Source organism: Pseudomonas sp. ASL7 (assembly GCF_056680375.1).
Window position 1 is genome coordinate 723,838 of sequence record NZ_CM155279.1, and the last position, 13,165, is coordinate 737,002.

12 protein-coding genes and 3 pseudogenes are annotated in these 13,165 nt (G+C 60.8%); 7 read left to right on the forward strand and 8 right to left on the reverse strand.

What is annotated here, in order from left to right; translation table 11 throughout:
• The first annotated feature begins 1 nt into the window (after position 1).
• The gene (locus AC1MDT_RS03310) at positions 2 to 700 is read left to right on the forward strand and encodes an ABC transporter permease (protein WP_480422691.1); all 699 of its coding nucleotides are present in this window, start codon (positions 2 to 4) and stop codon (positions 698 to 700) included.
• Positions 700 to 1,707: a DMT family transporter gene (locus tag AC1MDT_RS03315; protein ID WP_480420682.1), complete on the forward strand. Its 1,008-nt coding sequence runs from the start codon at positions 700 to 702 to the stop codon at positions 1,705 to 1,707. The genes AC1MDT_RS03310 and AC1MDT_RS03315 overlap by 1 nt, the downstream gene beginning before the upstream one ends.
• On the opposite strand, the pseudogene AC1MDT_RS03320 reads toward AC1MDT_RS03315, so the two are convergent.
• A pseudogene (locus tag AC1MDT_RS03320) lies at positions 1,663 to 2,148 on the reverse strand (TetR/AcrR family transcriptional regulator); the annotation flags it as partial. The gene AC1MDT_RS03315 and the pseudogene AC1MDT_RS03320 overlap by 45 nt on opposite strands.
• Before the next feature lie 171 nt (positions 2,149 to 2,319).
• Between AC1MDT_RS03320 and AC1MDT_RS03325 the strand changes: the two are divergent.
• The 3 genes from AC1MDT_RS03325 (at position 2,320) to AC1MDT_RS03335 (ending at position 4,914) form a co-directional block, all read left to right on the forward strand.
• Complete coding sequence (locus AC1MDT_RS03325) at positions 2,320 to 3,336, forward strand: M14 family metallopeptidase (RefSeq protein WP_480420683.1); 1,017 nt, start codon at positions 2,320 to 2,322, stop codon at positions 3,334 to 3,336.
• Between the two features lie 142 nt (positions 3,337 to 3,478).
• Positions 3,479 to 4,417, forward strand: coding sequence for a Ppx/GppA phosphatase family protein (locus tag AC1MDT_RS03330; RefSeq protein ID WP_480420684.1), 939 nt, complete (start codon positions 3,479 to 3,481; stop codon positions 4,415 to 4,417).
• A gap of 38 nt (positions 4,418 to 4,455) precedes the next feature.
• Positions 4,456 to 4,914, forward strand: coding sequence for a GNAT family N-acetyltransferase (locus AC1MDT_RS03335; RefSeq protein WP_480420685.1), 459 nt, complete (start codon positions 4,456 to 4,458; stop codon positions 4,912 to 4,914).
• Between the two features lie 19 nt (positions 4,915 to 4,933).
• On the opposite strand, the gene AC1MDT_RS03340 is transcribed toward AC1MDT_RS03335, so the two are convergent.
• Complete coding sequence (locus AC1MDT_RS03340; protein WP_480420686.1) at positions 4,934 to 5,248, reverse strand: NIPSNAP family protein; 315 nt, start codon at positions 5,246 to 5,248, stop codon at positions 4,934 to 4,936.
• Between the two features lie 84 nt (positions 5,249 to 5,332).
• Between AC1MDT_RS03340 and AC1MDT_RS03345 the strand changes: the two genes are divergently transcribed.
• Both AC1MDT_RS03345 and AC1MDT_RS03350 read left to right on the forward strand, forming a co-directional pair.
• Entirely contained in the window at positions 5,333 to 5,851 is a 519-nt protein-coding gene (locus AC1MDT_RS03345; protein ID WP_480420687.1) for a hypothetical protein, read from the forward strand.
• A 39-nt stretch (positions 5,852 to 5,890) separates the two neighbouring features.
• Entirely contained in the window at positions 5,891 to 6,313 is a 423-nt protein-coding gene (locus AC1MDT_RS03350) for a DUF1801 domain-containing protein (protein ID WP_480420688.1), read from the forward strand.
• A gap of 657 nt (positions 6,314 to 6,970) precedes the next feature.
• Here the strand turns inward: AC1MDT_RS03350 and AC1MDT_RS03355 are convergent.
• From AC1MDT_RS03355 to AC1MDT_RS03380, 6 genes and pseudogenes are all read right to left on the reverse strand, one after another.
• Positions 6,971 to 8,443 carry an aldehyde dehydrogenase family protein gene (locus AC1MDT_RS03355; protein ID WP_480420689.1) on the reverse strand — a complete coding sequence of 491 codons (1,473 nt, stop codon included), beginning with the start codon at positions 8,441 to 8,443 and terminating at the stop codon, positions 6,971 to 6,973.
• Positions 8,436 to 9,263: an ABC transporter permease gene (locus tag AC1MDT_RS03360; RefSeq protein ID WP_480420690.1), complete on the reverse strand. Its 828-nt coding sequence runs from the start codon at positions 9,261 to 9,263 to the stop codon at positions 8,436 to 8,438. Before AC1MDT_RS03360 ends, AC1MDT_RS03355 begins: the two co-directional genes overlap by 8 nt.
• A 1-nt stretch (position 9,264) precedes the next feature.
• On the reverse strand, positions 9,265 to 10,182 hold the full coding sequence (locus tag AC1MDT_RS03365) for an ABC transporter permease (protein WP_480420691.1): 918 nt from the start codon (positions 10,180 to 10,182) through the stop codon (positions 9,265 to 9,267).
• Between the two features lie 31 nt (positions 10,183 to 10,213).
• Positions 10,214 to 11,074, reverse strand: a pseudogene (locus tag AC1MDT_RS03370) (ABC transporter substrate-binding protein); the annotation flags it as partial.
• Positions 11,071 to 12,106 (reverse strand): annotated as a pseudogene (locus tag AC1MDT_RS03375) (ABC transporter ATP-binding protein); the annotation flags it as partial. The pseudogenes AC1MDT_RS03370 and AC1MDT_RS03375, both read right to left, overlap by 4 nt.
• Before the next feature lie 105 nt (positions 12,107 to 12,211).
• On the reverse strand, positions 12,212 to 13,021 hold the full coding sequence (locus tag AC1MDT_RS03380; RefSeq protein ID WP_480420692.1) for a response regulator transcription factor: 810 nt from the start codon (positions 13,019 to 13,021) through the stop codon (positions 12,212 to 12,214).
• Positions 13,022 to 13,165 lie beyond the last annotated feature (144 nt).

Here is a 13,165-nt window from a genome sequence, read left to right on the forward strand (position 1 = left end):
AATGATTCCAGCGTGGATAGTTGAATACGCGGCGCTGTTGGGCCGAGGGCTGCAAACGACCATCACCATCCTATTTATCTCCAGCGTATTCGGGTTCGTGCTGGCGGTTCTGGTGGCGTTGGCCCGTATCTCGAAAAACCGGGTGATCGCCAAGGCCAGCCTGTTCTACACCAGCGTCTTGCGCGGTACACCGTTGTTGATCCAGATCTACATCTTCTATTACGGGCTCGGCAGCCTGTTCGCACAGTTTCCGCTGATACGCGGCAGTTTTCTCTGGCCGTATCTGCGTGACGGTTACTGGTACATCGTGTTCGCCCTGGTGCTGTCGGTGGGCGCTTATGTCGGCGAAGTGATTCGTGGCGGCCTGCTGGCGGTGCCAAAAGGTGAAATGGAAGCGGCGTCGGCCTTCGGCATGACCCCGCGCCAGTCGTTGTTGCGGGTGCGCTTGCCTCGGGCCATGCGCTTGCTGTTGCCGACCCTGGCCGGTGAGACGGTGATGTTACTGAAGTCCACGGCGCTGGCCTCGACGATTGCGATCATCGACCTGCTGGGCGCCGCCAACGTCGTGCGGGCACAAACCCTTCAGGTCTACGAACCGTTGCTGCTGGTGGCCGGGGTTTATGTCTGCCTGACGTTCCTGATCGAGGCGCTGTTTGCCTTTGCCGAGCGGCGCGGGACGCCGATGCGCAGGGCGGTGTAATGAGTGCGCCACGGGTTGTCGACCGGTCGTTGCAGGGCATTGGCCTGTGCACGCTGGGCTACGCGTTCCTGGCGTTGCAGGACGCGGCCATCAAGTGGCTGGTAGCCGATTATTCGGTGGTCAGTATCCTGTTTTGGCGGGGCCTTGTGGTGGTGCTCGCCTGTCTGCTGGTGGGGCGATTGCGCCTGGTCCAGCGGGCCTGGCGCTCACCGAGCCGGCGCTTGCTGGTGGTGCGCGGCTTGCTGTCGATTGTGGCCTGGCTGCTGTACTACACCGCCGCAAGGGACCTGACCCTGGCGGAGATGACCACGCTGTATTTTTCGGCCCCGATCATGGTGACGGTGCTGGCGGCAGTGATTCTCAAGGAGCGTGCCAGCGCCTGGCAGTGGTTCACGCTGGTCGTGGGCTTTGTCGGGGTAATCATTGCCTGTCGGCCCAGCAATATGGCCGATCCCTTGCCCATCGTGCTGACGCTGCTGGCGGCGATGTGCTGGGCGTTCACCTACATCCAGTTGCGGCAGGTAGATGACCAGACGTCCGTGTTGGAGCAGATGCTGATCACCAACGTGGTGTTTGTGATTTGCATGACAGTCGCGCTGCCCTGGACTCATACGCCGGCACCGAACCCGGCGTGGCTGGGGATGCTGGGGGCCGGAGTGGTGGGAGGCATCGGCCAGTTCCTGCTGTTCGCCAGTTTTCAGCGGGCCACCGCGACCTTGCTGGCGCCGTTCGAGTACACCGGCCTGATCTGGGCGTTCCTGTTATCGAACCTGATCTGGGGCACGCTGATGGATGTGTCGCTGATCATCGGTGCCGGGTTGATCGCAGTCAGCGGCACCCTGGCGATGATCTTCGGTCGTCACCCATCACAGGATGTCGTCGGTGCTGAATGCTCCGTGACGCAAGCCCTTTATCCAGCAGCGGCAGATATGGAGGCCGTTGGCGGGGCTGAAGGTTTCGGGGTTCAGGCACCACTCGATCCAGAGTCCGTCGAGCATCGCGGATAAACCAATGGCGGCCAGGCGGGTGTCGTGGATCACGAAACCCTCACTGGCCGCCAGGTCATCGAGCAGTTGGCGGAGCAGATCGAGGTAGGCGCGATAGCTTTTTTCGTGGGACTGGCTGACGTGTTCGGAGTGACGAATCAGGCTCCAGAACACCACCCATGCGCCGAGCAAATTGGGGTCCATGACCCGGGACGAAAACGAGCCGGTGAGGAACGCGTCCATCTTTTCGGCCGGTGTTCCGGCCTGCTCGATTTCCTGCTGAAGGGCGGCGGTCAGCTCGCTGGCGAGCTTCTGGTAGGTGTCGGCGATCAACGCATCGATGCTGCCGAAATGATGGTTGAGCAGGCCGACGGACACCCCGGCTTCGGTGGCGATGCGCCGCACGGAAATACCAGCGTGCCCGTCGCGGACCAGACAGCGCAACGTCGCCGCAACCAGCATTTCGCGGCGTTCGTCCGGTTCAGCACGGCGGTTTTTAGGGGCGAGGGTTGTCACAAGGGCGTCCTTGGGTGCAGAGCCTGATGGGCGAGCTTAATTGAACGGACGTTCAATCACCAGTCTCGGCAGTGGCAACACAGCGGCTTTTAACGGTCATCACAGGAGGACAAACTTATGGCGCAGGATATTTCGTTCAACGTTCGCAACAATAACGGTGACGCGGTGCAGGTCGGGGCCTGGCGTTTCGAGGGCGATGGCAGCGGGCCGACCGTTCACTTGCAGGCAGGTGTGCATGCCGATGAAATCGCCGGAATGCTGGTCCTGCACCTGTTGATGCAGCGCCTTCAGGTCGCCGAGGCCCAGGGCCGGCTCAAAGGCCATGTGACGGTGGTGCCACAGGCCAATCCGCTGGGCATCGGGCAGTTTCGTCAGGGGCGAATTCTTGGCCGATTTCACGACGCCACGGGGCATAACTTCAACCGCTTGTTCGACCAGTCGAACGCCATGGCCCACCCTTCGACCAATGTCCAGGAATGGCAAAAAAAGCTGGTGCAACTGGCGGCCCCGGCGCAGGTGATGCTCGACCTGCACACCGACGACGAGGCCCTGCCGTACCTCTACGTTCATCGCCGTTTCTGGCCCCGTGGCCGCGAATTGGCGGCGGCGATGAAAATGGATGTGGCGATCATCTGGGACGATGGCGGGGATGGCTCCTTCGAGGAAACCATTATCGCGCCGTGGCTGCGAGACGGCATCAACGATCAGCACATGGCCGCAACGCTGGAGTTGCGCGGGCAGGGCGATGTCAGCGACCGCTTTGCCGAGCAGGACTCCGACGGGCTGTACGTCTGGCTTTGCGCTTGCGGGGTGATCGATGAGGCACTGTCGCCAGGTGACTGGCCCGTCGAGGCGATGGAAATGGGCCACATGGAAACGATCCTTGCACCGCAACCCGGCGTGCTGATCTTTGAAAAAGAGCTGGGCGATTTCGTCGAAGAAGGGCAGCGGTTTGCCCGAATTCTGCGGCGCCCGGGTGATCCATCGTCCGAAGTGGTGCTGTATGCCCGGCAAGCGGGGCGGATGGTCACGCGTTATCGGGACCGGCTGGTGCCTCAGGGCATGGTGGTGGCGAAATTCACCGGCAGCCGCGTGTCGCGCAACTGGAATGGCGGGTTGCTGGACCCGAACTGAAGGGAAAAACGTGGTGTGGGCAAAAATAGGGGCGGGTGTCATCAGGGTGTCACCTATGGCATGGCAGGATCTTCGCAAAGCGTCTTGAACGCCCGGCGCAACGCCGTCCGTTGGCTGATCAATCTGCCAGGAATCCCCCACCATGAAAGGCGACGCCTCCCTGTTTGCAGCCATTGACCTGGGCTCCAATGCGTTTCGCATGATGATTGGACAGTCGGTCAGGCGAAATCAGCAGTGGGTGATCCAGGAAGTGAAAACCCTGCGTGAGCCGGTCCGTTTGGCGGAAGGATTTCAGGCTGGGGCCCTGGATGAGTTGGCGCTGGATCGGGGATGGCAAGCGCTCGCGCGATTTGGCAAAAAATTGCGTGGTTTCGAGGCGGGTCGGGTGCGGGCAGTGGCCACCAGTGCCGTGCGCGAAGCCGACAACGCGCAACTGTTTTTGGGCAGTGCGGAGCGGCACCTGGGGTTTCGGATTGACGTCATATCGGGACACGAAGAGGCCCGATTGGTGTATGCCGGGGTGGCCCACACGATTCCGGCCGCCGAGAGCATGCGACTGGTGGTGGATATAGGCGGCGGCTCCACTGAACTGATTCTGGGCCGAGGCGCTCAGCCGCTGATCACGGAAAGCATTGCGATTGGCAGCGGCACGTTTGGGGCGCGTTACTTTCAGGGTGGATGCATCACCGCTCATGCGCTTCTGGAGGCCGAGCGGGTCGCCACACTGCAGTTTGAAAAGGTCGCGCGTCGGTACCGCGAGCTGGGTTGGCAGCAGACCATCGGCTCTTCCGGCACCGCGCGGATGCTGGCCAAAGTGCTCAAGGCCAACGGCTTGAACGACTGCGGCCAAAGCGGTATCACCTATAGCGGCCTGTTGCGCTTGTCGTTGCGCCTGCTCGAAGTGGGGCATGTCAAACAACTCAAGTTGACGGGCTTACAAAGCCATCGGCTGAGTATTCTGCCTGGCGGCCTCGTGATCATGCTGGCCGCGTTCAAAGTCTTCGGGATCTCGCACATGACGCCGTCCGAGCCCGGCTTAAGGTTTGGCGTTCTGCATGGTTTGATCCACAAAAGCTGCTAGGCTCAGGCGTCGATCTCAGCACCGAGTGAGCCCCTGTCATGGCTGTCCAAGTCCTGCGCGCCGACGCATCCCACCTCGAGACAATCGCCAACCTGTTCGACGCCTATCGAGGCTTCTACGGCCAGCCATCGAACCTGGCGCAATCGCGCGACTTCATTGCCGAGCGCATTGCCCGGAATGAATCCGCCATCTTCTACGTCCAGGATTCCACCGGCGATGCGCTGGGTTTCGTTCAGTTGTACCCGACGTTTTCCTCCATCGATGCACACCGCGCCTGGCTGCTGAGCGACCTGTTCACCGCCCCCTCTGCCCGCGGGCGAGGGGTCGGGACGCTGCTGATGAACGCTGCACGAGACTTTGCGCTGTCGACCGGCGCCAGGGGCATGGTGCTGGAAACGGCCACGGATAACGTCGGGGCACAACGCTTGTATGAGTCCTTGGGCTACGTGCGCGATCCGGGTTATTACACCTACTGCCTGGATTTGACGAAAAATTGAGCCCTTACACCTCACGGGATCAGCGCGGGTCTCCCAACACCGGTCTGAAAAACGTCCGCTCATAGCTGAGGATGCATTTCGTCTCTTGTGCATACCTGAAGGCTGCGAGGCAGTCCGGGTCGTTCATGGAGTCTTGCCGGTAGCGCTCGTAGGCTGAAAGGCTGGGGAAGGTGAACATCGCCATCGCGATATTATTGGCACCCTCGGATGGCAGGAAATAGCCGTGATGCTGGCCGCCGAACTTTTCAACCAGTGGAATCCACAACAACGCGTAGTGTTCAAACGCTTCGATCTGGTAGGGATCAAGCACGTATTTCAGGTGACAAGTGACCATGGTTGTCTCTCTTGGGTTTATCGGGGAAATCATCAAAGGCGTGAACTAGACTTTGCCTCAGATTTATCTGGAGGTCTCTAGCTCATGAGCGCCTTTGAGGTTTACTGGTTCCCCATCATCGTTGCAGCCTGCAGCACGGGTTTCGGTGTCTGGCTGTCGCCATGGTGGGCCAAACGCCAGAGCACCCAGGCTTATCTGAGCCGCGATGATTTTCTCGGTGACTGGGAGTCCACGTGGCAGGACGCTGATGACCCCAACCAATGGGTCACCGAGAAAGTCAAAGTGGATGTCGCCGATGGGCGTCTCCGGTTGTTGAATTCCAGCAATGTGGGTGGGTACCTCTGGCAGGGAACCTGCGACATTTATGATGAGCGTTATCTTTACGGTACGTGGAAGTCGATTAGAAAAGCCGCGCATTCGACGGGAGTGTTCAGCTTCTTGACGCTGCCTCAAGGACAGGTTTTGGTCGGGCAGGCCTTGGGCCAGGACCGCACTGGCGTCGCTCGAACATCGGACTGGATCCTCGCCAGGGAAAAAAAGGGTCTTGAGGAAGGCAAAGAGTGGCTGGTTGAGCATGCGACTTACTTTCACGGTGATGTTTGATCGATGCCGACAACCACCTTGAAGAGGACGATAAGCAACATGAAGAAGGCGACGACTGGTCCAATGGAAGCGGGAGAGGGAACCTCTGCCGCTGAGCTGATAGATACCAGAATCAAGGAGCTGACCGATTGGCGTGGCGACACGCTGGCACGGATCCGGGCGCTCATCCGCGAGGCCGATCCCGACGTGGTCGAAGAGTGGAAGTGGAGAGGCGTTCCGGTGTGGTCACATGCCGGCATCCTTTGCACCGGTGAAACTTATAAGAGCGTGGTGAAAATGACCTTTGCCAAGGGCGCCTCGCTGCAAGACCCTGGCGGACTGTTCAACGCCAGCCTCGAAGGCAACACCCGCCGTGCGATTGATGTGCACGAAGGCGAGAACATTGATGAAAAAGCGCTGAAAGCGCTGATTCGCGCTGCCGTGGCCCTCAACAATGCCGCTCGCACCAAACCGGCTAAATAAAGAGGCAGGGCTCCGGCGACTAATGCCAGTCAGTTAAGCCGTGACGCGATCTGTAGCAGCTGGCGAAGCCTGCGTTCGGCTGCGAAGCAGTCGTGAAATCAGCCGACGCGATGCTTCAGAAGGACCGCGTGTACAGGTTTCACGACTGCTACGCAGCCGAACGCAGGCTTCGCCAGCTGCTACAGGCGTCAGGGATAGAATTTTTCCATTCTGCCGCGTGTTGCGTTGAATGAAATCGGTCTAAAAATGCCCTTTCAACTCTTCGAACCATTGCTATCCTTGAAGATGTAGGTGATGACGCAGACTGATGCGCAAGCGGATAGCGAGGAAACGTGGGGCGCGTTCCGAAGGGTACACGGTTAGAAAGATCTCCGCGCTGAGATCCAGCCCTTATGCCGTGTGAAGCAGAGCAGCAGTTACGGTTCAAAAAAACTGTTCTGTGGGAGGCCTGATAAACCTTGTAAGCCGGAGACCAGCACTGGCCACCTACTCGATTTTAAAAGCCCGCCTTGTGCGGGCTTTTTCGTGTCCGCAGGTTCAAGGCGTTGTAGTCAGGTGTTCTATTACGATCCCTGTGGGAGCGAGCTCGCTCGCGATGGTGTGTCAGCAACAATAATGTCGACTGACACACCGTCGCGAGCGAGCTCGCTCCTACAATTATTTCAGGTACCAACCCCACGGCTGGTCACTGACATACTCGGTGACTTGCTTCACCTCCAGGTAATTGTGCAACCCCCACTGGCCCAATTCGCGGCCAATACCACTGTGTTTCATGCCGCCCCAGGGCGCTTCGACAAAGGTTGGTTGCGAGCAATTGACCCAGATAATCCCGGCGCGCAACTGGTTGGCGACGCGGGTGGTGCGGTGTAAATCGGCACTCATTACCGCAGCGGCAAGGCCGAAGCGGCTGGCGTTGGCCATTTGCACCGCTTGTTCTTCGGTCTTGAAGCGCTTGATGCACAACACCGGGCCAAATACCTCTTCGCGCCAGAGAATGCTGCTGTGCCCGGGCTCGTCGAAGATGGCCGGCTCGATGAAGTAACCCTGTGCCAGAGACGGCGGCCGCCGACCTCCGGTGAGCAGGCGTGCGCCACTGGCGAGGCCCTGATCGATGAAACCGAAGACCTTGTCATACTGGCTTTGACTGACCAGCGGGCCAAGCAGGACACCGGGCTCCAGGCCAGGGCCAATGGTGATTTTTCGGGTTTCCTCGACCAGCCGCTCGATCAACCGCGAGGCAATGTTTTCTTGCACCAGCAGGCGTGAGGTGGCGCTGCACACTTGGCCCTGGTTCCAGAAAATACCAAACAGAATCCATTCCACAGCGGCCTCGACATCCGTGTCGTCGAACACAATGAACGCGGACTTACTGCCCAGTTCGAGGCTGATGTTCTTGATGTCGCGGGCCGCCGCCGACATGATTTTCGCCCCGGTGGGCACGCTGCCGGTGAAGGCCAGTTTGTCCACGCCGGGGTGCTCGGTGAGCGGACTGCCAGCATCGGCGCCCAGGCCGGTGACCACGTTCAAGACCCCGGCCGGCAGACCGATGCGGTCGGCGGCAGCGGCCAGTTCCAGCGCGGTCAGCGGCGTCAGCTCGGAGGGTTTCAACACCACCGTGGCCCCGGCAGCCAGCGCCGGCGCAACCTTCCACGCCGCCATCAGCAATGGGTAGTTCCAGGGGATGATCTGCCCGGCCACACCCATCGGTTCATGGCGGATGCGGCAGCGAAAACGCGCGTCCGGTAACGCCAGGGGCTGGTCTTGCTGCTGATCCAGATCACGGGCCAATCCGGCGTAGTAGCGAAAGCAGCCGATCGCATCGCCAACGTCCCACTGTGCTTCGGGCAACGGTTTGCCGTTGTCGCGCACTTCCAGTTCGGCCAGCGCTTGTTGGCCACTTTCCAGTTCGTCGGCCAGGGCTTCCAGCCACTGCGCGCGCTCGGCGCCACTGGTTTGGCTCCAGCCATTGTCAAACGCGCGTCGGGCGGCGCGCACGGCATGATCGACGTCTTCTTCTGTCCCGGCGGCGACTCGATGAAAGGTGTGTTCAGTGGCCGGGTCGATGACGTCCAGGTACCCGCCCAGATCCGGGCTGACCCACTCGCCGTTGATGTATAGCTGATCACGCATGCTGAGACTCCTGAACGCCGGTGCGGCGGTTTTGCAGAGAGCGGGAAGTGAAGAGCAGTGCCATCGACGCGCAAATGATCACCGTCGAGACCGCGTTGATCTCCGGCGTCACGCCACGGCGGATGGAGGAAAAGATGTAGATCGGCAACGTCGTTTCCGAACCGGCAACGAAGAAGGCGATGATGAAGTCGTCAAAGCTGAAGGTGAACGCCAGCAGGAACCCGGCCATGATCGCGGGGCTGATCTGCGGCAGGGTGACTCGCCAGAAGGTCTGCATCGGTGGTGCGTACAAATCGGCCGAGGCTTCCAGCAAGGCCTTGTCCAGCGAGTCGACGCGGCTGCGCACAATCACCATGACCAGTGCCATGGTGAACAGCGAGTGCGCGGCGATCACCGTGAAAAAGCCCATGTTCAGGCGTGGAACACTGGGGATCAATGTCGCCAGCAACGGGTTGATCAGGTCGAACAGACTGATGAACGCTATCAACGTCGAGATGCCGATGACGATGCCCGGGACGATGATCGCGCAGTACGTCAGCGCATCGAACAGCAGGCGCACTTTGGGGCCGGTCCGTTGCAAACCAAATACCGCCAACGTGCCGAACAGCGTGGCGATCACCGCCGACGTGAACGCAATGAACGCGCTATGCCCCAGCGCCTCCATGATGAACGGATTGCCGAACGCGCGACCAAACCACTGCATCGAGCAGCATTCGAATGCCAGGCCACTGCGCCCGGCGTTGAAGCTGAACAGCACGATCAACGCGATCGGCGCGTAGAGAAACAGGTACAGCGACGTCGAATAACTGCGCAACCACATGTCATACACCTCCGTCTGCGGGACGGCTGCCATAGCGCGCCACCAGTTTCAGATACACGCCGATGATCAGCAGCATCATCGCCACCAAGGTCATCGCCAGCGCACTGCCGAAGGGCCAGTTGCGCGATTGCAGGAACAGGTCGACCAGCGCGTTGCCGACGAAGAACACTTTGCCGCCGCCGAGAATGGCCGGGATCAGGAACTCGCCCATCAGCAGGATGAACACCAGCATCACGCCGGTGATGATCCCCGGCGCGGACAGCGGCAGGGTGATCCGGCGAAAGCTTTCGAAGGCGCTGGCGCCGAGGTCGGCGGACGCTTCGAGCAGGCGCTTGTCGAGCTTCTCCAGGCTGACGTAAATCGGGAACACCATCAGCGGCAGGTAGCCATAAACGATGCCGATGAGCACCGCCCACGGCGTGTTGATCAGACGCACGTCCTCAAGGCCAAGGCTGGCCAGCAGCGCCGGGATACCCTTGCCGCTGAGGATGAAGATCCAGGCATAGGTGCGGATCAGAAAGCTGGTCCAGAACGGCACAATCACCAGCGTCAACAACAGCGAGCGGTTCTTGCTGACCTTGACCGCCAGAAAGTACGCCAGCGGGTAGGCCGCCACCAGGCACACCAACGTGCCCAGCGGCGCCAGCATCAGCGTGTTGCTGAACGCCGCCCCGCGGGAGCCGAGGTTCAGGTAATTGGCCAACGTGAAGCCACCGGCGTAACCGCCCACGGCACTGCGCTCGCCGAAACTGAAGACCAGGATGATCACCAGCGGCATCAACAACAGCAGCAGGAACCATAATGTCGAAGGCAAAAGCATCAGCAAGGTAATCCGCCGGCCGAGGCTGCGCCGCTGGCGAACCTCGACTGACAGGGCATTGCCCGACTGCACCGTTTGCGGGTGGGCGGCGGCGTTCATGGGTGACTCCTCATTGGCCATGGTCAGGCGATCAGGCGGACTTGAAGCGGGCCATCAGTTCGGCGCGCGCCGGGCTGGTCAGCGTTGCGGCGGCCCCGAATTCCAGCGGGCTGAGGGCTTCGGCGGCCGGGTACATGATCGGATCGTTGAGCATGGCGGTGGGCAGCAACGCATCGACGCGCTTGTCGCCGCTCGGGTAGCCGTGGCTCAACACTTCGAGTTTGTTGTGCTGCGGATCGAGCAGGTAGTTGATAAAGGCGTAAGCGGCGTCTTTGTGCTCCGAGCTTTTCGGGATGGCGAAGAAATCGCTCCACAACTCGCCACCTTCCTTGCCCAGTTCGAACTGCATTTGCGCGTTGTCGCGGTGCAACTGTGACGCGTCCCCAGTCCAGGACATCGCCAGCCAGGCATCGCCGCTGCGCATCGACGGTTGAATGTCGGAGTTGATTGCGAACAGGTGCGGCTTGACCTCGATCAACAGTTTTTCGGCGTCGGCCAGTTCTTTCGGGTCCAGGGAGTTGAAGCTGTAGCCGAAGCTTTTCAGGGCGTTGCCGATGGCGGTCAGTTGGTAGTCGTGGACCATCGTCCGACCGCTGGCAGGGCCTTGGGCGGCGGCCCAGAACTCCTTCCAGCTGGTCGGCCCGTTCTTCAGCTTGCCGGTGTCGTAGAGCATGCCGGTGGTGCCCCAGTTTTTCGGCACCGCGTACACCTTGCCGTCCACCGTGCCCTGGGCCATGAACTTTTGCTGGAAGGCCGACGCTTCGAAATTGGGTAGGCGCGACAGGTCCAGCGGTTCGATCAGGCCCAGGCCAACGTAGGTGCTGATGGTGTAGTTGGTCGGCACCAGCACGTCCCAGCCGCTGCCACCGGCCTGCAATTTGGCGAGCATTTCGGTACGCGCACGCACACCACGCCGAACGCCTGGGTGCGGACGCGGTATTCGGTGGAGTTACCCAGGTAAATGCGGTCTTCCACGCAGCCTTGCAGAGTCACTTCTCGCGCCATATCAGCGCTGGCGCCCGCAATGCTGATCAGCTCCGGGCGCACGGCGATGCAGCCGTCGGCGTCAGCGCTCAGGGCTTTGCCGGTGGACGTCAGCGGGCTGGTCAGTTCCAGCCCCTGGGCGGTGCGCAGCACCACCGAATTGCCGTGCAGGCGCCGCACCGTGCCGTCGAACAGGTTGGATTCGCCGATAAAGTCGGCCACGTAGCGGCTGGCCGGCGCTTCATAGAGTTGTTCCGGGGTGGCGGTCTGGATGATCGAACCGTTGCGCATCACGCTGATGCTGTCGCTCATCGACAGGGCTTCTTCCTGGTCGTGGGTGACCAGCACGAACGTGATGCCGACCTCGCGTTGCAATCGCAGCAATTCGGATTGCATCTCCTTGCGCAGCTTGCGATCAAGCGCCGCCAGCGGCTCATCGAGCAACAACACGGTAGGCTTGTTGACCAGCGCGCGAGCGAGGGCGACGCGCTGCTGTTGACCGCCGGACAGCTCACTCGGCTTGCGCTGGCCGAAGCCGCTGAGGCGGACCATTTCCAGCGCCTCATCGGCCATGCGCAGCTGGTTTTTTGTCCGGGCGCGGGGTACGGTAGCGCAGGCCATAGGCGATGTTTTGCGCCACGGTCAGGTGCGGGAACAGGGCGTAATGCTGGAACACCATGTTCACCGGCCGCTCGAACGCCGGCACGCCGGCGACGCTTTTGCCGGCCAGACGCACTTCGCCTTGGGTGGGCTGTTCGAAGCCGGCGATCATGCGCAGGGTGGTGGTTTTGCCGCAGCCTGAACCGCCGAGGAAGGAATGGAAGGAGCCACGGCGCACGGCGAAGTTCAGGCCATTGACGGCCGCCACCTCGCCATAGCGTTTGACCACATTGCAGAATTCGATATCGCTTGGCGGGTTGTCGTTCACGCTGTTGTTCACGAGGCGGGCTCCCTTGCAGTGATGACTCAATGCGTCGAGGGCCAAACTAGCAATGGGGGTTTTGCGCTGTATATATCCCTTGGGGGATAGAGTCGTTTTCGGCTGTCAGGCTTCGACGACCAATTCCTGGCCGGTGAGGTCGCGGATAAACAGCCCGAGCAATTCGGACTGGCTGCCGATGCCGAGTTTGGCGTAGATGTTTTTGCGATGAATCTTCACCGTGCCGGGACTGATGTTCAATTGTTCGGCGACCGAAGCGCTGGAGTGACCGCGCAACAGCAGCTGGACAATTTCCTGCTCGCGCCCGGTAAGAATGTGCGCGCCGAACTGATCGAAGGCTTCACGGATCTTGAAATCCAGGTCCTGCGCCGGACGCGGTTGCTGGGCCTGACGCAAGCGCCAGGCTTCATTGATGACCTGCTCGACCACGGCCTGGGCGCACTCGATCAACTGCATCTCGTCACGGCTGAATGCGCAACTGGCAGAGGAGCGCATCAGCGATAGAACGGCCATGGAGCCATCGCCGAGGTCGACGAAAAACGCCACTTCTTCTGCCAGACCGGTTTGCTGGTAATAGGTCAGGTAGTACTCGCCAAGGTAGAAGTGGTCAGGCGCGAACTGCCGCAAACGCCATAACCCGGGCGCTTGTCCACGGGTACACGCGAGGTAGAACGGGTCCAGCAAATAGGGCCCGCACTGGTAGTCATCGACATACACGGCACGCTTGTCGGCGGAGAAGGTATCGAACAGCGCCAGCGGCCGGTGATTGCCTTCGTAGACGAACAGCACGAAATGATCGACCGGGCATACATGCCGCAACCAGTGGCTCAGGCCCGACAGCCGCGCATGCCCGGGGGGCAGGTCTAGCAGGTGGGCGACACCGGTGGTCCAGAGTTTCAGTTCCTTGGTGCGCATGGTCACTTCAGGCCGGATTGGGTTGCGTTTAGATGCACAAAGTGCGCCATGGATGGTTTGGCCTGTGGTGGTGGGGTAGGGGCCAATACCGTCGTAGCAAACATGCACCGTGACAGGGCCGGGTGTTACCGAGAACCACAGGCG

Excerpts from the sequence above, each read along its gene's own strand:
- AC1MDT_RS03310 (WP_480422691.1), top strand. The coding sequence starts at position 2 with ATGATTCCAGCGTGGATAGTTGAATACGCGGCGCTGTTGGGCCGAGGG.
- AC1MDT_RS03315 (WP_480420682.1), top strand. The coding sequence starts at position 700 with ATGAGTGCGCCACGGGTTGTCGACCGGTCGTTGCAGGGCATTGGCCTG.
- AC1MDT_RS03325 (WP_480420683.1), top strand. The coding sequence starts at position 2,320 with ATGGCGCAGGATATTTCGTTCAACGTTCGCAACAATAACGGTGACGCG.
- AC1MDT_RS03330 (WP_480420684.1), top strand. The coding sequence starts at position 3,479 with ATGAAAGGCGACGCCTCCCTGTTTGCAGCCATTGACCTGGGCTCCAAT.
- AC1MDT_RS03335 (WP_480420685.1), top strand. The coding sequence starts at position 4,456 with ATGGCTGTCCAAGTCCTGCGCGCCGACGCATCCCACCTCGAGACAATC.
- AC1MDT_RS03340 (WP_480420686.1), bottom strand. The coding sequence starts at position 5,248 with ATGGTCACTTGTCACCTGAAATACGTGCTTGATCCCTACCAGATCGAA.
- AC1MDT_RS03345 (WP_480420687.1), top strand. The coding sequence starts at position 5,333 with ATGAGCGCCTTTGAGGTTTACTGGTTCCCCATCATCGTTGCAGCCTGC.
- AC1MDT_RS03350 (WP_480420688.1), top strand. The coding sequence starts at position 5,891 with ATGAAGAAGGCGACGACTGGTCCAATGGAAGCGGGAGAGGGAACCTCT.
- AC1MDT_RS03355 (WP_480420689.1), bottom strand. The coding sequence starts at position 8,443 with ATGCGTGATCAGCTATACATCAACGGCGAGTGGGTCAGCCCGGATCTG.
- AC1MDT_RS03360 (WP_480420690.1), bottom strand. The coding sequence starts at position 9,263 with ATGTGGTTGCGCAGTTATTCGACGTCGCTGTACCTGTTTCTCTACGCG.
- AC1MDT_RS03365 (WP_480420691.1), bottom strand. The coding sequence starts at position 10,182 with ATGAACGCCGCCGCCCACCCGCAAACGGTGCAGTCGGGCAATGCCCTG.
- AC1MDT_RS03380 (WP_480420692.1), bottom strand. The coding sequence starts at position 13,021 with ATGCGCACCAAGGAACTGAAACTCTGGACCACCGGTGTCGCCCACCTG.